This is a genomic window from bacterium SCSIO 12741, from assembly GCA_024398055.1.
GTDB lineage: Bacteria > Bacteroidota > Bacteroidia > Flavobacteriales_G > Salibacteraceae > SCSIO-12741.
The window spans coordinates 2,190,984-2,215,408 of record CP073749.1; the positions used below are offsets into that span (position 1 = coordinate 2,190,984).

The 24,425-nt window shown below is 45.8% G+C and carries 12 protein-coding genes; 7 read left to right on the plus strand and 5 right to left on the minus strand.

The features are described 5' to 3' along the window. Positions 1-10: 10 nt before the first annotated feature. Entirely contained in the window at positions 11-1,858 is a 1,848-nt protein-coding gene (locus tag KFE98_09235) for an ABC transporter ATP-binding protein (protein ID UTW64301.1), read from the minus strand. 112 nt (positions 1,859-1,970) lie between these two features. On the opposite strand from KFE98_09235, the gene rbfA reads away from it, so the two are divergent. The 3 genes from rbfA to KFE98_09250 are packed head-to-tail and all read left to right on the plus strand — an operon-like array spanning position 1,971 to position 4,703. Then, positions 1,971-2,306, plus strand: coding sequence for a 30S ribosome-binding factor RbfA (rbfA, locus tag KFE98_09240; protein UTW64302.1), 336 nt, complete (start codon positions 1,971-1,973; stop codon positions 2,304-2,306). Positions 2,307-2,315: 9 nt separating this feature from the next. Next, complete coding sequence (locus KFE98_09245; GenBank protein UTW64303.1) at positions 2,316-3,533, plus strand: ABC transporter permease; 1,218 nt, start codon at positions 2,316-2,318, stop codon at positions 3,531-3,533. Between the two features lie 6 nt (positions 3,534-3,539). Continuing rightward, the gene (locus KFE98_09250; protein ID UTW64304.1) at positions 3,540-4,703 is read left to right on the plus strand and encodes an aminopeptidase; all 1,164 of its coding nucleotides are present in this window, start codon (positions 3,540-3,542) and stop codon (positions 4,701-4,703) included. Here KFE98_09250 and KFE98_09255 read toward each other — a convergent pair. Next, positions 4,700-5,947 carry an aspartate kinase gene (locus KFE98_09255; GenBank protein UTW64305.1) on the minus strand — a complete coding sequence of 416 codons (1,248 nt, stop codon included), beginning with the start codon at positions 5,945-5,947 and terminating at the stop codon, positions 4,700-4,702. The genes KFE98_09250 and KFE98_09255 overlap by 4 nt on opposite strands. Before the next feature lie 244 nt (positions 5,948-6,191). Here KFE98_09255 and KFE98_09260 point away from each other — a divergent pair, with 244 nt between their 5' ends. The 4 genes from KFE98_09260 to KFE98_09275 are packed head-to-tail and all read left to right on the plus strand — an operon-like array spanning position 6,192 to position 19,300. Beyond that, positions 6,192-9,896 carry a SprB repeat-containing protein gene (locus tag KFE98_09260; GenBank protein UTW64306.1) on the plus strand — a complete coding sequence of 1,235 codons (3,705 nt, stop codon included), beginning with the start codon at positions 6,192-6,194 and terminating at the stop codon, positions 9,894-9,896. 50 nt (positions 9,897-9,946) lie between these two features. Continuing rightward, entirely contained in the window at positions 9,947-10,615 is a 669-nt protein-coding gene (locus tag KFE98_09265) for a SprB repeat-containing protein (protein ID UTW64307.1), read from the plus strand. Next, positions 10,591-18,447, plus strand: coding sequence for a gliding motility-associated C-terminal domain-containing protein (locus KFE98_09270; protein ID UTW64308.1), 7,857 nt, complete (start codon positions 10,591-10,593; stop codon positions 18,445-18,447). Before KFE98_09265 ends, KFE98_09270 begins: the two co-directional genes overlap by 25 nt. 10 nt (positions 18,448-18,457) lie before the next feature. Then, positions 18,458-19,300 (plus strand): type IX secretion system membrane protein PorP/SprF, encoded by an 843-nt coding sequence (locus KFE98_09275; protein ID UTW64309.1) that lies wholly within the window; start codon positions 18,458-18,460, stop codon positions 19,298-19,300. Positions 19,301-19,370: 70 nt separating this feature from the next. On the opposite strand, the gene KFE98_09280 is transcribed toward KFE98_09275, so the two are convergent. From KFE98_09280 to KFE98_09290, 3 genes are read right to left on the minus strand one after another with little or no spacing between them, the layout of a single operon-like run. Further along, complete coding sequence (locus KFE98_09280) at positions 19,371-20,660, minus strand: anthranilate synthase component I family protein (GenBank protein UTW64310.1); 1,290 nt, start codon at positions 20,658-20,660, stop codon at positions 19,371-19,373. Next, positions 20,653-21,660: a ferrochelatase gene (gene hemH / locus KFE98_09285; protein UTW64311.1), complete on the minus strand. Its 1,008-nt coding sequence runs from the start codon at positions 21,658-21,660 to the stop codon at positions 20,653-20,655. Before hemH ends, KFE98_09280 begins: the two co-directional genes overlap by 8 nt. Before the next feature lie 59 nt (positions 21,661-21,719). Continuing rightward, on the minus strand, positions 21,720-24,416 hold the full coding sequence (locus KFE98_09290; protein ID UTW64312.1) for a hypothetical protein: 2,697 nt from the start codon (positions 24,414-24,416) through the stop codon (positions 21,720-21,722). Positions 24,417-24,425: the final 9 nt, after the last annotated feature.

Here is a 24,425-nt window from a genome sequence, read left to right on the forward strand (position 1 = left end):
AAGTTATACGCTATCTGAAATTCTGTAGTTGGTATAACTTCTTATAGATACCATTTTTTTCGACTAATTGTTGGTGTGTGCCTTCCTCAACAATGATGCCTTTCTCTAAAACCACAATTTTATCGGCATTTTGAATGGTGCTCAATCGGTGAGCAATGACAAGCGAGGTGCGGTTTTTCATTAAGTTGTTTAAGGCCGATTGAACCAGTTGTTCAGATTCTGTATCCAAAGCGGATGTGGCCTCATCAAGAATAAGTATCGATGGATTTTTGAGAACAGCTCGAGCAATACTTAAGCGTTGTTTTTGCCCACCAGAAAGTTTTCCTCCTCCATCTCCGATATTGGTTTGGTAGCCATCGGCTAACCCTTCGATAAATTCGTGAGCATTGGCAATTTTAGCTGCACGCACCACATCCTCGAGTGAAGCTTTGTCTTCACCGTAAGCTATATTGTTGAATACGGTGTCGTTAAACAGAATAGATTGCTGGGTAACCACTCCCATTTGATCGCGGAGGCTACTAACCGTAACATCCTTGATGGGTGTGCCGTCAATAAAAATTCCTCCTTTAACCGGATCATGGAAACGAGGCAGTAAGTCGGCCAGGGTGGATTTTCCACCTCCACTGGCTCCTACCAGGGCAACCATTTCTCCTTTGTTGATGGTAAGATTAATGTTGCTAAGCACGGTTTCGCCGGTATAAGCGAAGTCGAGGTCCTTAAATTCAATTTTGCCTTGGAATCCAGGTAGGTCTTTAGCTCCTTCCTTATCCCGGATAGTCACTTCCGCTTGAATAATTTCTTCTAATCGCTCGGCGCTGGCCGCTCCCTTTTGAACATTGAAGTAGGCCTTTGATAATGACTTGGCTGGATTAATGATCTGCGAAAAGAACATAATGAAGGCTACAAATACCGAAGCTTCCATTTCCTCCTGCAGCACGATTCTTCCTCCAAACCAAAGAATGATGGCCAAAATGGAGACTCCAAGAAACTCACTTAGAGGTGAAGCCAGATCCCGTTTGCGGTAAATCTTAACCATCAAGGTGAAGTACTTGTGGGTTAATTCCTGAAAACGGTTGTACGATTTTTTCTCCGCGTTAAAAGCTTTGATGATTCGAAGTCCACCCAAAGTTTCTTCCAGATTGGCAATGATCATTCCGGCCATATCTTGACCCTCATTGGAGGATTTGCGCAGGCTGTTTCCAACCCGGCCTATTACAAGAACAGTCACGGGAAGCATCAGAAATACAAACAAAGTCAGCTGCGGACTCATGTAGATCATGAAGGAAAGTATCGCGATGATGGTAACGGGTTCCCGAAAAATCAGCTCAATGCCTAAAAGAACCGACCATTCGATTTCCACCATGTCATTACTAAACTTGCTTAGAATGTTTCCTTTTCGTTCCTCAGAATAGTAGGAAAGGGGGAGGTGAAGAATTTTGTCGTAGGTCTTGCGACGAAGGTCATACAAAACCCCATTTCGTACCCGGGCCATAACAAAGAGAGCCAGGTAGGTAAACAGGTTTTTCAGGAAAAAGGCCACTACGATGACGATACATAGAAACACCAAGGCATTGATTCGGCCATCATAAAGGGTTTCGCCCGAGGTGATAACCTGGGAAAAATGATAGTTAAAGGTGTCGACGAAACTGTCAACACTTAGATTAAACTGGGGAGCAACCGCATCACGGGCGGACTCGAACTCCGAATCTTTTTTCAAAAAAATCAAATCCAGAAACGGCATGATCATCGCCATGGAAAACAGGGAGAAAATCACCGCAAAAAGATTGAATAACACATTGAGTGCCAAATAGCCCCGGTAATTTTTAGCCAGGGCCAGGATTTTTCGTAGGCTCTTCACGGCGGCAAAGATAAGCTCAATTGACCCGGAGACCGATCAATTAGGATTTATTACCAACTGCTCTGCGTTGGTAACCGAGCGGCTTAGCCGCCAAAATGAATATTTTTGCAGCATGGCAAGCATTCGACAAAGTAAATTGGAGAGCCTTCTGAAGCGAGACTTGAGTGATATTTTTCAAGTGGAAACCCGCGGACTTGGTATTAAAGAAATGGTGACCGTCACGGTAGTTAGGGTGAGTCCTGACATGTCGTTTGCCAAAGTATATGTGAGTATTTTTCCAAGCGATAATGCACAAGCAGTGCTGGTGACGCTCAAAGAACAACAATCCTATTTTAGAGGATTGCTTGGTAAGAAGATTGGTCGACAAGTGCGTATGGTTCCTGAGATCGCCTTTTACCTTGATGATAGTCTGGACTACGCCGACAGAATCGATCAGCTGCTTAAATAATCAGCAGGATTGAATCTTCCATTTTTCATAGCGAAACGTTATCTCTTTGCTCGAAAGAGTAGAAATGTAATTAACCTGATTTCCGGCATTTCCCTTTTGGGAATTGGAGTTGGGGCTATGGCGCTCATTGTGGTTCTCTCGACCTTCAATGGGATGCGAATTTTGGTGGAAGATTTGTATAGTTCCTTCGATCCTGAGATTCGCATTGAGCCCGCTCAGGGAAAAACCTTCGCTTGGGATGAGTTTCCCGAGGAGAAACTCCGCGAACACCAGGCCGTTAGGTTGATTTCGCGTTCCATTCAAGAAACCGTATTGCTTCGCTACCGGGAGGCTCAATTTTTTGTCACTCTAAAAGGTGTCGATTCCACCTACCTGGAAATGACGGGTCTGGACAGCATGATGTATAGCGGTGATATGAAACTACGGGAAAACGGCAAGAACTACTGTATTGTTGGATACGGTGTGGCCGATCAGCTCAGTATTTTTCTGTCCCACATGTTTGAGCCCGTTAAGGTATATGCGGCTAAACGTACGGCCAAGGTAACGGTCAATCCTCAAGATGCTTTCTTAACTGACGTCATTTACCCAGCTGGCATTTTTGCGATTAATCCTGAGTTTGATTACCAGTATGTTTTGGCGCCCTATGAGTTTTCGGCAGAGTTACTTCAGCACCCAGGCCGGGTTAGTTCGGTAGAGGTGGGGCTGGTTCCTGGTGCCGATATGGATCAGGTGGCTCGTGAGTTAAAGGAGATTCTGGGTGATGACTTCCAGGTGAAATCACGCTATCAGCTAAACGAAGTGCTGTATCAGACGAACCAAACAGAGAAGTGGATCACATTTATGATTCTTTCTTTCGTTTTAGGTATTGCAGCTTTCAACTTGATTGGATCCATTAGCATGGTCATCATCGATAAGCGAGAAGATATTTATACCCTTCAGGCTATGGGACTACGACCAGCCCAGATTCGCAGGCTGTTTTTGTTGGAGGGGATGATGGTGAGTGCCTTAGGTGGAGGTGGCGGATTGGTCATTGGGGCCATCTTGTGCATTTTGCAGTCTACGATAGGATTGGTAAAATTGCAGACCGGCGCCATCGTCGAGTATTATCCTGTCTCCATGGAGTGGGCTGATTTTCTGGCGGTTTCGTTGATCGTTATAGTCATTGGATTTATTGCAGCCTGGTTACCTGCATTTTGGGGAACCCGGAAATACTTACTACACAAATAACCTACGATGAAAAAATTTCAATACCTGTTGCTAAGTGGCTTGGTTCTGCTTTCCTATTGTGGTCATTCGCAAGATGAAAGAAGAAACAAAGAGGAGGGAGGATTTATCTTCTCGGATATTAAAGAACAAGAAGCTACCGAAGTAAAAAACCAATACCGCTCTGGCACTTGTTGGAGTTTTGGAGGGTCCTCTTTTCTTGAATCTGAATTGATTCGCATGGGGAAAGATCCGGTGAATCTGAGTGAAATGTTCATCGTTCGCCATGCCTACAGCATGAAGGCTGAGGAGTATGTGCGCATGCATGGTTATTTCCAGTTTGGGCCTGGAGGACAGTTTCATGATTTGATTAGAATCATCGAGAAAAATGGCCTCGTTCCTGAGTCGGCTTATGGTGGACAACCCATTTATTATGGAAAGCCCGTTCATGAAGAAATGGATGCTATGGCCAAGGCCATGGTAGAGGTTGTGGTAAAAAATCCCAATAAAAGATTATCAGACCACTGGCGAAGTGCTTATGAAGGAATGCTGGATTCTTACTTGGGTGAATTTCCAGAAGAGTTTGAATTTAAAGGTCAGTCCTACACTCCTCAGAGTTATGCTGAATCTTTAGGTGTTAATTGGGGGGATTATGTAGAGATTACGTCCTTTTCTCACCAGCCCTTTTATGAGTCATTTGTATTGAAAATACCTGACAATTGGATGCTCGAATCGTATTACAATCTTCCCTTGGATGATTTGATGGAAGTGATGAAAAATGCGGTTGATCAAGGGTATACGGTTGCTTGGGACGCGGATGTTAGTGAGCGCACATTTTCCTTTAAAAATGGAGTGGCCTTTATGCCCGATGTGGAGTATGGGCAAATGAGTCGTGAGCGTAGAGATACTTTGTTCAATGCGCCTGGTCCGGAATTGGAAGTAACTCAGGAAAATCGCCAGAAGATGTACGATAACTACCTGACTACAGATGATCACTTAATGCACATTACAGGAAGTTGTAAAGATCAAAACGGGACCGGTTACTTCATTGTGAAGAACTCCTGGGGTGACGATCGCAACGATTGCGGTGGATACCTCTATGCATCAGAAGCTTACTTCAAGGCAAAAACAGTTGCAATCCTCATTCACAAGGATGCAATTCCAGCAAAAATCAAAAAGAAATTGGGACTCTAACGGAACAGTATTTTTAGCGTTCCCCTGGTTTTTTGTTCCATCAATACTTCTTTTCCGGATACGATATCCTGAAGCACTTTTTGGTTGTAGTGTCTTACCGTCATGAGCTGTAGGTTCTCGTTGTAAAGCACCCGGAAATCTTCACGAATTTCGTCCAACGCGGCGTGAAGTTTACTTTTTTCAGCATCCAATACCAAGGAGAAGTTGATGGCGGAGTTTTGCATCATACTTACCTCCAGTTTGTGCTTGTAGAGAATGGAAAAAATATCGCTAAGCTGTTTCTCTCCAATGAAGCTAAAATCCTTAGGCGATATCGATAGCAAAACCAAGCTGGGTTTGTAAATGTAGATTGGCAATTGGGTGTCGTCTGAAGTGTCAGAATCTACCCGTGTGCCCTCCAATTCCGGATCTTCAAACGATCGAATGAACAGTGGAATATTCTTGTTTTGTAGAGGCTTAATCGTTTTGGGGTGAATGATAGTAGCGCCGTAGTAAGCTAGCTCGATTGCCTCCCGAAAGGATAGATGATCCAGTTTTTCCGTGTTTCTGAAATACCGCGGATCGGCGTTAAGAATTCCTTCTACATCCTTCCAAACCGTTAGGCTTTCAGTTTCTAAAATATTCGTGAAAATGGATGCGCTGTAATCCGACCCTTCCCGGCCTAGCGTAGTCATTCTGTTTTCGGAAGTTCCTCCGATAAATCCCTGGGTGAGGTAAATGCCTTTTTCCTTAACCGCATGGTGGATGGCCTCCGAGGTTTCCGCCCAAAGTATGTTGGCCTTGCGAAAACGGTCGTCCGTCACGATCAATTTTCGAGCATCGAGCCAGTGGTGATCTACTTCCTGAGCCTGGAGGTAGGCCGAAAGAATACGGGTGGAAAGGAGTTCTCCGGCCGGAACAATTTGGTCGTAAACTTCGTCGTAGGATTTGCCTTGGGCATGCTCCAGGTATTTTTGGCAATAGGCGAAAACCTTGTTCAGGCTTTCCATGGCTGGTGAGTTTTCTTCAGGAAAAAGGGCGTTTAGAATTTCCAGGTGATAACCCTTCGATTCCTCCAACCATTCGTCCGTCGACTCGCCTTTGAAGTAGGCATCCACTACTTTTTCCAGTGCATTGGTCGTCTTTCCCATCGCCGACACCACAACGATTACACTTTCTTCTTGTCGAATAATTTCGGCTGCATTCCGCACCCCATCTGCGTTTTTGACCGATGCGCCACCAAATTTGTAAGACTTTCTAATCATGATTTTATCATTACGGAGGCTTATTTGACAAAGCCATACAGCGAATTAGTGAATCAAATCAATAGAAACTGCCGTAGAAGACAGGAATTAATAAACGTTTTTTTGTTTAAATCCTTGATAATTAGCGGGGTGTTAACGAATGGTAAAAGATTGTATTTTTACGAGTTTAGTCTAACTAAGGTAAATTGTTTCGAACCAAACGATTAGGGAAATTTTCTTGTTTGGTTGGTTAAAAAAAGTAGCTATGCGCAATTGCTATAAATTCTTCTCCCGCTTCGCGGCGGTTGTTATTTTATTTCTCTCCCTGGTATTTTCCGCTCAGGAAGCCCATGCCACCCACATTGCTGGGGGAGATATCACATACAAGGCTTTGAATGATACTGACTATATCATCACGCTGACTATCTACCGAGATTGTAGAGGGGTTGGTGTGACGAACAGTCCACGTAGCATTCGAATTTTTGAATTGTGTTCCAACAACGGGGCAGGTACCAGTTGGAATAGTCCTTACGCTACCGTTAGCCTTCCACTGACCAATCCTGGTGGGACGGAAGTTTCTCAGCTTTGTAAGTATGCGATTGACAGTAGTTTCTGTTCCTCTACTCCGAGTAAACGGAAGTATCAAGGGATGGAAAAGTTTATCTACGAGGACACTGTTGTTCTGCCCTTCAAGTGTAATGCATGGTATATCGGCCACTCCTTTTTTGCGCGTAACTCGGCCCAAAATGCCAATGCTGCTAACCGAAACTTTTATACCCAGGCTACTATTTTTACCGATAACCGAGACTCCAACTCTTCCCCCATTTTTACCGCTGACCCCACGCCTTACTTCTGTTTGGGGAACCCAGCTACCTACAATTATGCAGTGGTGGAAAACGATGGAGACAGTATGGTCTTTCAGCTCGTCCCGACGGAGAGCGCCTATGGTACGGCTTTGAGTTACATCTTCCCCTACTCAGCCACCAACCCCTTGGATGCCACAAATTTTAATGCCAACACAGGGCAATTGTCCTTCACACCGACTACCTCAGGGCGATTTATTGTCGCCATGCAGATCACGGAATACGATCGAGCGACCAAGAAAAAGGTCGGGGAGGTCCGGCGGGACGTCCAGTTCTTTATTGACCCGTGTCAGAGTAACTCAAATCCCGTCATGGTCACCGGAGGGGTCTACAATATTACGGGAGGAAGTAAGGTTGACTCCTTGACAATTAATACCTTACGGTCGGCAACTTTGGTTTATGACCTCTCCTTTAGTGATGCCAACTCCGGAGATACATTAACCACCACCACCAACTCAGCAATTGCCCTTTCAGGTTCCACTTCAAACAACAAGGGTGTTAACCCCGACACCACCACCATTACCTGGAATCCAGGGGTAACCGCGACCAACAACAAATACACCGTAACCTATTTCTCAGAAGATGATAACTGTCCAGTATCTGCGGCTACCTCCGTGGCGGTGGACATTGTACTCATCGATTCGTTGACTTCGGCCTCCATTGTGGGGGTCAAAGAGAGTTGTAACAATTCTCAAGATGGAACCCTGACCGCGGAGCATAGTGGAGGGATAGGTCCCTTTGGTTATGTTTGGTACAAGCAGGGTCTGAAGATTACCGACAACACGAAAACCATTACCGGAATTTCTGCTGGGGTATCTTACTCCGTAACGGTAATTGACCTGTTTAACAACGACTCCGTTCAGACCCCGGGATTTAACCTGGCTGCTACGCTTCCAGTGGAAATTGTAAACAGCTCGGTAACCGATATCGACTGTGATGGTGGTTGTACTGGGGAGATCAATATTACCGGTGTGGTGGGTGGAAATACCACCGTTCCTGGAGCAAATGGTTACCAGTATACCTGGTCTGGAACGACCAATACTACGGCAAACCCTACCAATTTGTGTGGCGGGGTTCACTTAGTAACCGTTACGGATGACAACGGTTGTGATACAATCGGAAGATTTGTGATTAACCAACCCTATGCCTTTAATGCGCAGATGAACGATAGCACCGATGTGTCTTGTCAAGGTGGGTCTGATGGTGCGGCTGCCGTTAAAATGATCGTTACCGAATGTGGTACGACAACCGATCCTTGTAATTCAACTACCTTGGATACGGTAGGGACAGGTACAACAGGCCATGATGGAATTTCACTTCCTAGCCCCTATGCCACTACCAACAATGTAAAGCAACAATACTTATTCAGAAAATCAGAGTTGAACGCTGCTGGAATTACCGGTGGAACTAAGATTTCGTCGCTCGGATTTTTCATCACCAACTGGAACTTCCAAACTCAAACAAAGCAGTTTTCCATTGCTATGGGATGTACCTCAAGTGATACCCTTTCCTCAACCGAGTTTGAAGACGGATTGTTTGAAGTGTATTCTTCGACTTCCGAGAGTTATTCGTTTACCAATAGCAACAACTGGAAGAACCATACCTTCTCCAATTCCTTTGTTTGGGATGGAGATTCAAACCTGGTGGTTGAAATCTGTTTCAAAAATGACAACGCCAATGCCATTCACTTAAGCCCAAGTGTTCAAACTACAACCACGGCTTATCGATCGGCGCATTGGTATACCAGTGGAACCGAAGATGCCTGTGTAAAGGATACCGTGATTGGTTCTGCTTTTAGCCGACCTAATATCCGATTGGGTTGGTGTTTACCCGAACCTTCATTCGTTTGGAGTCCTTCAGGTGGCACCGACAGTGTAGCCACTGGATTGATGGCTGGAACATACAAAGTGGTAGTGACGAGTGAGTCCGGATGTAAAGATTCAGCTACCGTAACACTTTCTCAGCCTGCCACAGGAGTGAATGCAAGTCAAACCCTTATTCAGGATGTGGTTTGTGCCGGAGTTGCCAATGGATCAGTTTCGGTTCAGGCAACTGGAGGAACAGCTCCTTATTCTTTTGCTTGGCCAGCCGGTGTACTTACCCCGGTTCATGATAGTGTAGCCACCAACCTTCAAGGTGGTGTTACCTACACCGTAACCGTTACCGATGACAACGGATGTACCGATACCGAAGTTATTACCCTAAGCGATCCAGATCCAATGACCTTTGGAGCTTCAACCATTTCTCATGTTCAGTGTAATGGTGGAAACGATGGTTCGATAACCGTTGTGGTTAGTGGAGGTACAGCGCCTATTACCAACTATGCCTGGTCGCATGGTCCAAATGGTGCCGGATTCAATACGGTGAATACCTTGACCGCTGCAAATTATACCGTAACCGTAACCGACAATGCCGGTTGTACGGAAGACACAACATTTGCTGTAACCGAACCAGCAAATCCGCTATCGGTAACAGTTAACATTACCCAACACGTTACTTGTTTGAATGGAAGCGATGGAACAGCTCAAGCAGTGCCAAGTGGAGGTACGGGCCCCTATAGCTATGCCTGGAGCAAAGGAAACGCCGGAGCCACCGATGACCTTAGAATTGGCTTAAACGCGGGAACTGTAACGGTAACTGTAACCGACAATAACGGATGTACAACCACCGGAAGTAACACCGTAAATCAACCGGCAACTGGAATTGCTATCAGCTTTACCAGTCAAACCAATGTTCTGTGTAAAGGAGACAATACCGGAGAAGCAATCATTACTCCAACGGGAGGAACCCCGGGTTATACTTATAACTGGGATGCCGGTAATCCAGGTACAAGAGATAGTATCCGGGTTGATTTGGGTGCAGGTAAAGTGCGCGTAACTGTAACCGATAATCAAGGTTGTACAGGTATAGATTCAACCACGATTACTGAACCTGCAACACGTCTGTCTGCAAGCTTTACCAGCACTACCAATCCATTATGTAATGGTCAGACCAATGGTGAAGCCATCGTAACCCAAGTGGCGGTACACCAGGATACACCTACGCCTGGAGTGGAGGAACGGCAGGAGCCAGAGATAGTATCCGTAATGCCGGAGCTGGAGCCTTAACAGTTACCGTAACCGACAACAATGGTTGTGATACCAATTTGACAATAAACTTGGTTGATCCACCAGCATTAAGCTTGGTGATTTCAGATACAACTCATCCATTATGTAACGGTAATTCCGATGGAACTGCCATTGCAACTCCAACCGGAGGAACCGCACCTTATTCTTTTACCTGGCCGGCAGGATTGCCTGGAGCTCGGGATAGCATGAGAACGAATCTGGCTTCCGGAACCTATACGGTTACAGTAACGGATGACAACGGATGTACGGCTACGGCATCTTTCACCTTGGTAGATCCTACCGCATTGGGCGCCACCGTGAATGTAACCGGTCATGTTACTTGTCGCAATGGCAATGATGGAACTGCCCAGGCCGTTCCAAGTGGCGGAACCGGACCATTCTCCTACAGCTGGAGTAAAGGAAACCCCGGAGCCACAGATGATCTTCGCATTGACCTAACCGCAGGATTGGTTAGCGTAACCATCACCGATAACAATGGATGTACGGCTACTGGAAGCGCCACCGTAAATCAACCTGCAACAGGTATGACCGTGAACTTTACCGGTCAAACCAATGTATTGTGTAAAGGAGATAGCACGGGTCAAGCCATTATTACTCCAACGGGGGAACACCGGGTTATACCTATAACTGGGATGCTGGTGATGCTGGAATCCGGGATAGTATCCGCATTAACTTGCCTGCTGGCAAAGCTCGGGTAACCGTAACAGATAACTTGGGTTGTACTGCTATTGATTCGGTAACTATTACCGAGCCTGCTACAGGCTTATCCGCAACCTTCACCAATACAACCAATCCATTATGTAATGGCCAAGCCAATGGTGTAGTCATTGTTACTCCAAGTGGCGGTACACCAGGATACACCTACGCCTGGAGTGGAGGAACAGCAGGAGCCAGAGATAGTATCCGTAATGCCGGAGCCGGAGCCTTAACAGTTACCGTAACCGACAACAATGGTTGTGATACCAATTTGACAATAAACTTGGTTGATCCACCAGCATTAAGCTTGGTGATTTCAGATACAACTCATCCATTATGTAACGGTAATTCCGATGGAACTGCCATTGCAACTCCAACCGGAGGAACCGCACCTTATTCTTTTACCTGGCCGGCAGGATTGCCTGGAGCTCGGGATAGCATGAGAACGAATCTAGCTTCTGGAACCTATACGGTTACGGTAACAGATGACAACGGATGTACGGCTACGGCATCTTTCACCTTGGTAGACCCCACCACATTGGGCGCTACCGTGAATGTGACCGGTCATGTTACTTGCCGCAACGGCAATGATGGAACTGCCCAGGCCGTTCCAAGCGGCGGAACCGGACCATTCTCCTACAGTTGGAGTAAAGGAAACCCCGGAGCCACAGATGATCTTCGCATTGACTTAACAGCGGGAACCGTAACGGTAACCATCACCGATAACAATGGATGTACAGCTACTGGAAGCGCTACAGTGAACCAACCTGCAACAGGAATGACACTGAGTTTTACCGGTCAAACCAATGTATTGTGTAAAGGAGATAGTACCGGCCAGGCCATCGTAACTCCAACGGGAGGAACACCGGGTTATACCTATAACTGGGATGCTGGTGATGCTGGAATCCGGGATAGTATCCGCATTAACTTGCCAGCCGGCAGGGCACGGGTAACCGTAACGGATAACCAAGGATGTACCGCAGTAGATTCAATCACCATAACCGAACCTGCTACCTCTCTTTTCGGAGTGTTTACAGGACTTACCGATCCTTCTTGTAGCGGTACCCCAAATGGACAAGCCATAATTACTCCTTCAGGAGGAACGCCTGGATATAGCTATGCCTGGAGCTCAGGAAGTCCTGGAGCCAGAGATAGCATTCGTGTAGCCTTAGGTGGAGGTCAACTTTTTGTGACCATCACGGACAACAATGGATGTACTTTTATCGGAGATACTACCCTGACTTCTCCTTCTACCCTTAATTCAAGCTTTACCCAAACCTCCAACCCATCCTGTAATGGGGTGAGTGATGGAAGTTTGACTGTAACGCCTACCGGCGGAACCGCACCTTATACTTATGCTTGGAGTCATGGTACAGCTGGAGCAAGAGATAGTATCCGTCTTCAGTTACCAGGAAACACTTCCATCTCAGTAACGGTTACCGATGCGGGTGGATGTACCTCGGTAAGTAGTACGACTTTGACCGAACCGCTGGCATTGGCCCTGAATTTTACTGACTCAGTAGTTCCATTATGTAATGGAGCAGCAACGGGTAGTATTACGGTAACTCCATCTGGAGGTACACCTATATATACATATACCTGGACAGCAGGTGTGACTACCGGAGCATCGGATAGCATTGCCATCAACTTGATGGGGAACACAGTTTATGCTGTTACCGTAACCGATGCCAATGGATGTACGGAAGCGGATTCGATGAGTTTATCTCAGCCAAGTGCTCTTACAGCGATTTATTCTGATTCCACAACCATTGCTTGTAATGGTGATGCGAATGGAAGTTTAACCGTTACTCCTACCGGAGGAACCCCGGGTTATTCTTATGCTTGGCCAATTGGAGTAGTGACCGGAACCACGGATAGTATTGGAACCGGGCTTTCAGGTTCAACGAGCTATACCGTAACTGTAACTGACAACAATGGTTGTACAACCACGGTTACTCAAACCTTGTCGGAGCCTACAGCTATTAATATTACAGAAACGGTAACCAACTCTCGATGCGGAGCCAAGAATGGTAGTATTACCTTATTTATAACGGGCGGTACGCAGAACCCAACACCACCACCGTATACCATCTCTTGGGATTCCAACGGAAACCCATTGGCTGGAACATTGCCTACTTTGAATAATCTTTATTCTGGTGTTTACACAGCAACTGTAGTGGATGCCAACGGATGTACGACTTCAAAAAACATTACCGTAAGCGATACAGGAGCCGCCACCATTACTTTAGATAGTGTGGTAAACGCTACTTGTGCCGGTATTTGTGACGGTGGAATATTTGTTTCAGTGACTGGTGGTAATGGAACCATCTCTTACGTTTGGTCAAATGGTACCAACAACCAAAATCTCACACCTGTTTGTTCAGGTAGATATACGCTTCAAGCCACAGATACGGCGGGTTGCGTTAGCTTCTTCAGCGATTCGGTTGGATTGGATAAAGTAATTACAACCACCATCGCAGCTACACCTTTAAGTTGTGGTGGGGCCATTTGCGATGGTAAGTTGAAAGTAACACCTGCCGGTGGTGGAATGCCTTATCGCTATGTATGGTCCACTTCGGTAAATGATACCTTGGATAGCTTGGTTAACCTGTGTGCAGGAAAGTACCTGGTAACTGTAACCGATAACGATGGTTGTCAGGTAGTGGATAGCTCCACTTTGGCTAATCCTGCAGTGGTCACTCCATTTGCATCAGCCGACAGTGTTTCTTGTTTTGGAGGAAGCAACGGTGTAGCACGAGTGGATAGCATTCGCGGTGGCACCGCCCCATACCGTTACCAATGGAGTAGTGGACTGCTGGATACGAATTCAAGCGTTTCAGGGCTTTCGGCCGGTCAATATTATGTAACTGTAACCGAGGCTGGCGGATGTGCTGGAATTGATACTGTGGATGTTCACGAGCCTTTGGATATTTCTGGAACCTTCGTAACGGTTGATGCAGACTGCGGTCAAGCCAATGGTGTGGTTACCATTACCCCTTCCGGTGGAAATGGAGGTTATTCGTTTAACTGGCCAGTAGGTGGAGTTCAGACGAACCCAACAGATAGTTTCTACGCCGTGGGAAGTTACAATGTGGTTGTGACGGACAAAAAAGGTTGTGTTAAATCCCTACCGTTTACCATTAATAATAAGAATGCACCTACCATTACACTGGATAGCTTGAATGATGAGTCTTGTCCAGGTCTTTGCGATGGAGGTATCTATGTTTCAGTAACCGGCGGTACTCCAAATTATACCTACTCTTGGACACCAGGTGGATCTACCGATCAAGATCTGGATAGCGTATGTAGCGGAATCTATCGTCTGCAGGTAACTGATCAACAAGGGTGTATTTCGTTCTACACCGATACCATTGATTCAGCCACCACCGTGGTTGTGAATGCTCATGTTGTTTCTCACGCCACTTCCTTTGGAGCATGCGATGGAGTTGCAGCCGCCACTCCAACAGGTGGAGCTACACCTTATAACTTTACTTGGAGTAGCACAGCTGTAACCGATACCGCGAAGGGTCTTTGTGCCGGAAAATACTACGTAACTGTAGTAGACAATAATGGTTGTACTTACCTGGACTCCGTTGAGATCACCGAGCCGAATACTTTAGTACTGGATTCTTCACATGTAACAAATCCAAGCTGTAATGTTACTCCTTGTGATGGACGTGTATTCGTGAAAATCAGTGGAGGATCTGGAACCTATACTTACCAGTGGGATGATGGAGGAACCGGTGATACTACCGTTAATCGTTGTGCCGGATTGGTTTCTGTAACGGTTTCCGATGGTAGTATCTCATCTGTATTCACCTTCCCATTGTCCAATACTCCTGGTCCATCGATTACCACTTTTGCTCAAGATGTGAGCTGTAATGGATTGAGTGATGGAGTTGGGGCCGGAGTTCTTGTTTCCGGTGGACCAGTCACCTGGTTTTGGCCAGCATTAGGAGCCAATACGGATACGGTACGCAACCTGTCCGCTGGAACTTACGAAGTGCGCGCAACCGACAATTTAGGATGTATCGCTGTGGATACCGTGGTGATTGATGAGCCAACACCTATTCAAGTGTCCTTTGCTCAAACCCGTCCAAATTGTACTCAATCTAATGGACAGATTGTGGCTACCATTACAGGTGGAACCTCACCTTATACTCAGAATTGGTTGGATGGAACTAAATCCTCCCTGGTGCCACCACAAACAGGTACTACAGCCACAGGATTGGCAGCGGGTATCTATTACTTAAGCGTACGAGACGACAACGGTTGTAGAGATACCGTTCAAAATATTCTTAACGACGACAATGCTCCGACGATCACCTTGGATAGCCTGGTTGCTGAAACCTGTGCAGGACAATGTGACGGTGGAATTTTCATCAGTGCTACCGGTGGAACAAATCCATTGGGTTATTCCTGGAGCAACTCATCTTCAGCTCAGGATCTGACTCCGGTTTGTCCCGGTAATTACGATGTTACGGTAACAGATGCCGCTGGATGTCGGTCATTCTACTCAAACACTGTAACCGGGCCAGATACCGTGAAAACGACGGTGACTCTAATCTCCAATACAAGCGGAGCAGGTCAATGCGATGGTCAGGCCAGCGTATCGGTGACGGGTGGAAATGGAAACTACACTTACTCCTGGACCGGTGGTTCGAATTCAAGCAGCGCCAACAACTTGTGTGCAGGAATGAATTACGTAACCGTAACTGACGCCAAAGGATGTTCCACCATTGACTCCATCTTGATTTCAGATCCAGTTGTTCTTCGTTTGGATTCTGTTCAAGTAACCTCACCTGGATGTGGAGTATGTGATGGAAAAGCCCGAGTATTTGTTTCTGGAGGTGTTATGCCATACACCTACTCCTGGGATAATGGTGATTCCAAAGACAGCACCATTAATCGTTGTGCTGGAGTGACTCAGGTGACCGTAACTGATAACAATGGACTTCAAGGAATCTTCACCGTTGGTATTTCCAACAGTGCCGGACCTGCTGTTACGGTAGCTACAACTGATGCTTCTTGCTTCGGGTCTTGTGATGGAACGGCAAGTGTGACTGCCACCGGTGGAACACCAGGCTATACCTTTAATTGGCCAACTTTAGGAAAAACCACACCTTCTCTCAGCGGATTGTGTGAAGGGGTTTACCTGGTTGAGGTACGAGACGCTAAAGGATGTATCACAGTAGATTCAGCTGATATTAATGAGCCTACGGAAATTAAAACGACCCATACTACGGTGAATGCCAATTGTGGTCAATCGGATGGATCAGTTACTGTGACTGCCTCTGGTGGAACGGGTGGTTATACCTATAAATGGTCTTCAGGTCCATCTACTTCAATTGGAACATTGAGCAACCTTTCTGCGGGTGCTTATGACGTAACGGTAGAAGATAATTCTGGATGTTTCACGGTACAAACCTTTGACATCAATAACCCATCAGGGCCTACAGTGGTGATTGACACCATCAATAATGTGACCTGCCCGAGCTCTTGTGATGGAGCCATCTTCATTACCGCTTCAGGAACACCATCTCCTTATACCTATAACTGGGTTCCAGGAAACATCAACAGCGAAGACTTATCCAATAGCTGTGCTGGTGTTTATCGAGTAGAAGTTACTGACGCTAATCAATGTATTACCGTTCTTCAGGATACGATTAAAGTACCAGATGGACCAGGGTTGTCTGCATCTGTAAACAGTCATGCAAGTGCTTATGGCGTTTGTGATGGGTCTGCAACGGCTTCGGTTAGCTCGGGTGGAACAGGAATGTTGTATCAGTGGAGTTCAGGAGCAGTTGGAGCTACAGCTTCCAATTTGTGTGCAGGAATTAACTATGTGACAGTAACCACTCCTAAGGGTTGTCAATATGTTGATTCAGTAGTGATCCTACAGCCTCAGAAATTGATCATCTCAAACCAGAGCAGTACAAACCCAGCATGTAATGTATGTAATGGTAAAGTGAAAATCACGGTTGCCGGTGGAACGCCACCTTATTCTTACCTATGGGATAACGGTGATATAGCAGATAGCACCATTAACCGTTGCGCTGGAACATTGACCGTTACGGTAACTGATTCCAGAAACTACTCTGCCGTGTTTATGGTCGGATTGTCCAATACCTCAATGCCGGGCGTGGTTATTTCTACCACAGATGCTACCTGTTTTGAATCTTGTAATGGAATGGCAATCGCCACCGGATCGGGAACCGTTGGACCTTACACGTACAACTGGCCTGGAACAGGTCAACTAAATGATACCGCTGTAGGTCTGTGTGCTGGGGTTCACCTTGTACAAGTAACCGACAAGGTAGGTTGTGTAGCTGTTGATTCAGCGGAGATTAAAGAGCCATTAGGATTCGATGTTCAGTTTGACAAATCTTTGGCAGCTTGTCAATTTGCCAATGGACGGATTGAAGCCTTTGTTTCTGGAGCCACTCCAAAATCCACCGGTTACGATTACCTCTGGTTAGATAAGGATAAGACTCCAATCGTTCCAAATCAAACGAATTCTGCCTTGACTCAGATCGTGGCTGGTTTGTATCACCTTGAGATATCCGACTCTTTGGGTTGTGTTGATACGATTGATGTAACCTTGAACAATGTAGGCGGAGTTCCTATCGCTCTTGACAACATTAAGCACATAACTTGTCCTGAAAGTTGTGACGGTGCTGTTTCTGTGAAAGCCTTTGACGGGGGAACGGCATCCTATCTATGGATTCCAACGGGAGATACCACCATAAGTATCGATAACTTGTGTGCCGGAGATTACACCATTGAAGTGACGGATACAAGCAACTGTAAAACGGTAAATACCTTCACCATTCAGGCTCCGGATTCCATCGATATCGTATTTAGCCAGATCGACAATGCGACCTGTTTGAATACCAATGATGGAGCTGTGACCACCTTTATTCCACAACCGGGAACCTATTCCTACGAATGGTCTGGTCCGGAAAACTTTATTGCGATTTCACGTGATGTGTCTAATCTGTTAACCGGAAGATACTTCCTTGAAGTGACCGATGATAAAGGTTGTAAGTCCACAGATTCAGTTGATGTTGGCGTGGATATTTACTATGAGTTGATTACTACACCAGATACCACTTACTGTGAGTCTGTAGAGGCCGTGAAATTGGAAGTACGCTCTACCAGCACCGGACCTTACACCACTCGCTGGTACGATCATGCAGGAAACATCATTGCTAAGCAGGATACAGTAACCGTTTCTCCAAACTCGGGAGAAAACACCTACTATGCTGAAGTCCGCGAAGATGTGTGTGTCCTTCTTGATACTGTAATCATCAACCTGGGAAGCGACTATGTGATTGATGCTGGTGAAGACCGAAGCATCGTGAAAGGACAGGTGACCACACTTGGAGGTGATCCTACAGTTCCAGCTGGAAAACTGGTAGAGTGGAGACCGTCTACAGGATTGGATGATGCGAATTCGGCTAATCCGGTGGCATCGCCAGATAGCACTACGACTTACATCTTGGTAGCAGGTGATGAAGCGACTTGTATCAAGTACGATACGGTTACCGTAAACATCTCTACCCGAATTAAAGTGAACGACGGATTTACACCTAATGGTGACGGCGTAAACGATACCTGGGAAATCACCATATTGGAAGATTACCCGAATGCTAAAGTTCAGATCTTCAACCGCTGGGGTCAGCTGTTGTACGAAGCTGAGCCCTACATCCCTTGGGATGGAACTTCTGAAGGCGAGCCTATGCCGCTGGGTACTTACTATTATATCATTGATCTGAAGGATAGTGCGCTGGAAACTCCAGTTATTTCAGGTCCTGTAACGATCATCAGATAAGGAATAGATTATGAAGAAGATTTGGATAGGAATAGTGTTGATGATCTTCGGCTTTGGAGCCGGAGCTCAACAATTGGGACAATTCTCCCAGTTCTTTATGAACGACTACGTAATCAACCCGGCAGTGGGTGGAACGAAACCCTATTTCGATGTTCGATCATCCTACCGCTATCAATGGGTAGGAGTTTCGGATGCTCCTCGAACCTTTTTGCTGAGCATGAATGGCCCGGTAAATAAAAAAGGAAATATGGGAATTGGCGGATACGTCTATGCGGATGTAACCGGTCCAACCAGAAGAACGGGTTTTAAAATCTCATACGCCTACAACTTCAAAGTGACTTCAGATATTAAGTTGTCCTTTGGTTTGTCTGGGGGATTGATGCAGTTTTCTGTGGATGGAACAGAGATCGAATTAGCAGACCAGAATGATGTGGCTTTGGGCAATAGCTTAACCACTGCTTATACCCCTGATGCTGCTTTCGGAGCCTACCTCTACCACGATGATTTCTACGTGAGCCTTTCCATTCCTCAACTTATTGGAACTGAGATGAAGTTTGTAGACAATCACCGCAACTCCATGAACAAGCTCAACAATCACTACTACTTCAATGCAGGATATCGTTTCCATGTGGGTGATGATTGGATGATTGAGCCTATGCTTCAGGTGAAATATATTCCACCAATCAATCCTCAATTGGATTTAGGAGCTCGGGTGCATTACAAGGAAATGGTATGGTTAGGAGCAGCTTGGCGCTCTGAAGATGCCGCTACAGTTTTTGCTGGGATGAATATCGCTGAGAACTTTACCCTGGGTATTCCTACGACATCATTACCTCCGACATCAACAATGTAAGTTCGGGGTCCCATGAGATTCTTTTAGGACTTAAATTCCACAAACGACAAGAGTAAGATCAAATCTCCGATTATTCTTGAAGATCGAGAATATCGGTTTGAAATAATTCGAAGATGGCCTTTGCTTTAAGCAGGGTCTCTTCGTATTCATTTTGAGGGTCAGACTTCATGGTGATGGCTCCACCCACAGCAAAGCTCAAGGCATGCGTTTCTGATTGATAAAAGAGGCTGCGGATGACTACATTAAAATCATAATCGCCATTGGGTTTCAGATACCCTACCGACCCGGAATACAATCCCCGTTTAAAGTGCTCCAATTCTTCAATGATCTCCATAGCCTTCACCTTGGGCGCTCCGGTCATGGAACCCATTGGATAAGACTGTATAAGGGCATCCAGACCATGAGTATTTGGCTTTAGTTCACCCGAAATAGTCGAGATCATTTGATGCACCTGCGGGAAACTATAAATTCCGAAAAGTTCTTCTACCTTAACGGTGCCGGATATACAGGTGCGAGCCAGGTCGTTTCTTACCAGGTCCACAATCATCACATTTTCATTGCGGTCTTTAGCACTGGATAGAAGTTCCTTTTTGAGTTGCCTGTCCTTTTCTTCTGAAGAGGATCTACCAATAGTTCCTTTGATGGGTTGAGATAGAATTCGATTCCCTTTCTTTTGAATAAACCGCTCCGGACTTGCACATATTAGGTGGTGTTCATGAAAGTGCATGTAGGCCGAGTAGGGCGTAGGCGAAATATCCGACAATCGGTGGTATAAACTAATCGGATCTTTGAGTTCTGTCGTAGTATGAAATTCCTGGCAGAAGTTGGCTTCATAAATATTGCCGTATTGAATTTCTCGCTTGAGCTCTTGTATGGCCTCAATATATTCTTCTCGACTTATGGTCGGGTTGAATTGAACCTTTGGGAGTGGGCCATCGATATCGGTGGTGGGGTCGAGTAAATTTTGAAGGATGGCTTGCAGTTTGGAGATTTCCGTGTGTTCTGGAAAGTAGTGGGCTTCTAAAAAGCCATCACCAAGTTGAATGACCACTTCGGGCTGAAAAAATCGCAAATCTTGAAAGCCTTGCCGATCCGGGTTACAAGAATGGAGGCTTTCTAAGCGGTTTTTAAGGTCATAACTAAGGTAACCGAACAACCAATCCTCCACCGAAGCGTGAAACGCTTTTAGGGCATCGAAACCATCTCCTGGAAGAGTTTCCTTTATCGAACCAAAGGCGAGGTAAGACGTTTTTTCAGAATCGTTGCTATTGAGATAAACGACAGGATCAATTCCCGTGAGGGCATGAAGATTTAAAGATGGCCCTGAAAAAGGAATTCGATATGCCTTTCGATTAGCCATTCTTGACCAGATCCTCTAAGGTGTCGATCCACTTGGGATGATCGTTTAGACTTTCCACTAAATCCAATGTTTCGCCGCCATGCTCTTCAAAAAGTTCTTTGTACTCACTTCCAATTTCTACGGTAGTTTCCAGGCAATCGGCAACGAAGGCGGGACTAAAGACCAGCATTCTTTTACAACCGTCTTTGGCTTTTTGAATTACCGTTTTGTCCGAAAAAGGTTCCAGCCAGTTTTTATCCAGGCGAGATTGGAATCCTACCGAATATTGACTCTCATTCAGGTTCAACCTTTCTGCAATCAATCGGGTAGTGGCATAGCACGTTGCCTTGTAGCAAAATTGATTTTCGTCCGTGATTTCATGTTCACAATCGCGATCCGAGCAAAGACCATCATCGTATACCTTGTCTACCTGCCGGGTAGGAAGGCCATGGTAAGAGAACAGAATATGATCGTAGGAATTCAGGTCGTATTTCTTTGCTTGCTCTACTATGGTTTGCAAGTAGCCTGGATGATCGTAAAACTGCCCGACAAATCGAATTTCGGGCATCACATACCACTGGCTGATAATCCGCATTGCTTCTTCCACAGTACTTCCGGTGGTGGAAGAGGCGTACTGTGGGTACAGCGGAATAACAATCAATTTGGATGTCTTGGATTTCCGGATTTTTTCCAAAACCTCAGGCATTCCGGGATTTTGATACCTCATGGCCAGCTCCACTTGGTACTCGTCGCCCAATTGAGCTTGGAGTTTGTGTTTGATACTTTCTCCATGAAACATCAAAGGTGATCCTTTATCCGTCCAAAGCTCCTGGTAAACCTTAGCCGATTTGGGAGCCCGAAACGGAACAATGATCAAGTTGACCAGCATGAACCGAAGCAAAGCCGGGATATCGATAACCCTAGGGTCATTCAAGAATTGAAAGAGGTATTTTCTAACCGCGCCAACCGACGGATTATCCGGGGTTCCCAGATTGATAAGTAGTACTGTAGTTTTGCTCATACCCAAGAGAACAATTGAAGGGCACAAAAGTAGATATACTCTTGCATTTTCTTGGCGAATTACCGCATCAGGTACATTTTCCCGAAATCTTTTTTGAACCAATTGTCGGCACCCGAGGAGCGATGCTCGATTTCTTCACCTTCTATTCGGGTAATCACACGGTAGAAATAAACGCCATTGGCCAACCGATCTCCGTATTGATCCGTACCATCCCAGGCATAAGACGTGATGTTTTTTCCAATTCGAATTTCACCCAATTCACCGCGATCTATTTCTTTAACCACTTTTCCTGTAACGGTTAAAATCTGGATGCGGAAGTAATCGGGAACCTTCCATCCGGTTAGTGTGAACACAAATCGGGTAGAGGTCGTAAAGGGGTTAGGGTAGTTCATGATTTGAGTGATCGTGCTTTTGTTGATCACTTCAAAGTGTACCTGATAATCCAGTTTCCCGCTTTCATTGCCACTAGCATCGGTAGCTCGAACTCGAAGTTTGTAGACCCCGTCTTCTGTGAGAACTGGATCAAAATTAACCCGAGCTTTATTTTTTGCGTTGGATGCTGGCGTGAAATTAAGGTGTGTGCCAGAAGGGTTTTCTCGGAAATAAACGCGGCGTTCCCGTTTGTCAGGATAGGTCAGATAAACTTCAAACGAAGAGGTGTCTTCAAGTAACATGAAGGGGTTGTCATCGTCCAGGCTAATGCCAATCTCTGGACGGGCCGAAACCAAATCACCATCCAGAATATGAACCCCGTCAAAAGTAACATCGAGCAAAGGATTGGTTTGATCTGCAACAACAAAGGTTTGAGCAGCCATTACGTTGTTAAAGTGCTCCTGCTCATAAACCCAACCCGAGTCTTGCGGATTGACGTCGATTACCAGGCTATAAGGCCCGCTAAGTTCTTCCGTTGGAAGGGTTAGAGTATCTATTTTTATAGCACCGGGATCCAAGGTGGGCAATAGACCACGATCCATAGGAATTCGTTTGTTATTCTTATCCAGTATCAGGTAATCGATCGGCATGGGAGGATTACTCACCGAACCAATATTCTGAATAGCGAGCTCAAGAACCACCGCCTCCCCCTGCATCACAGTATCCGCATGCAAAGAAAACCGTTCCCCCGGAGCCACAGCCACCTCAGGTGCAGGATCAAAATACAAGTGCCATTTTTTGAGCTGAGGAGCTTTATTGAAAGTAGAGTCAATAAAGTGAGCCTCCATCCTTAAGTAGGGATAATCATTGATGTCTGGAATGGCCTGACTCAAATCGGCCAAATATCCTTGGTGACCGCCTAAATCGCCTAGGTGTTTTTCTCCGGCATCGTCCCTGCCATAAAGTTTGAGGAAAATACTGTCCTGCACATCTGAAGCTTGAAAATGCCAGTTGATTTCCCGCCAGCGGTCCACCGGGCCAATTTCTGGGGAGGTCATTACACCACGCCCACTTACCCCTTGAATCTGGGTGGTAAAGGTGATAAAGTCAAAAGGATCTTTTCCCCACACTTCCTGGGCACTGGAGGGTTTTCCTTTTTGGGCGAAGAAAATATACGGCACACTATCCTCCAGAAAACGAATGGAGTCAGCCCCAAGATCTTCGAATGCCTGAAAATGGTGATTCTGCCAATTGGTTTTAAACAAAGGTGTGCGACCACTGTAAGCCAGAATGTAAAAGCTATCTGGAATATGCTTGCTTAGCATGCTCACCATCGAATCCATTTCAGCAGGAGTTCCTACGCGGAACATGAACTTCTTATCCGGCATGGTACAATTCTGCCTGCTGTTGGGTTGGCTTAAATCATATCCGTTGAAGTTACCGAAGTTGTTCTCAGGATTGTGGTGTACGGCTGGAGTCACCGAACTGTCGACCCAATAGACCTCCCAACTCTCCAGGGATCCGGGATCAATAACCGCGATCATCATACTGGGCCATCCTCGGCAAATACTGGCAAAACCTTGCTGTCCACCATTTTTGGACCAATAAATCGTATTCCATTCAGCTCCGGTAGTAGGGATTCCCTTGTTCTGAGCATATATGCTTTGTGAGCGGCTGTTAAATTCGAAAACTTGGTTGGCCTGGTTGTATTCGATCGACTCGAAATCGTTGTTTCGGTACTGATCAAAATCGTACTGTCCCCATCCCTTTTTGTTGGATACAATTTGAAAGCTGCTTTCTCGCCAGCGCAAATCTGCCGCATTCGTTGCTTGAGGGGTACACCTCCAGTAGTAAACTACAGAGTCTGGCGCAAAATCGATACGAGGGTTCCATTCCACCACACCACCAGGGGCAACGATGTTGTATTCCTTTTTCATAGGTGATGAGAAGTCGCTTTTAATATCAAGCTCAAAACGGTATTCTCTTTCCGGAGCATTGGGGTCGGCCGTGGAGGCTCGAATAATGATGTTTTTATCGGGTAAGATCTCAAAGGCTGCTGGGAATACCGGAATGAGATCATCGGAAGTAACTTGTACCTGAAGTTGTAGAATCTGGTTGTTGGTATAATGTTGTTCTTGAATCCCTCGTTCTGGATTCAACTCAATGGCAAATTTGTTTTCCCCAATGTGTTCATCCGCAAAAATGGGGAAGGTAATAGAATGATTTTCCTTGTATAGAGCGGCTGAACCGGTCAACGAATAGATCGTGTCCTCTCCATTTGGAAGGGTTCTTTTTACCTGAATGGTGTAACTGGTATCCAGTCCTCTTTGTGTGTTGTGGGTGGCAAATTGGAGGGTTAAGAAGCGCTGATCGGTACTAATCAATGCGGGCAG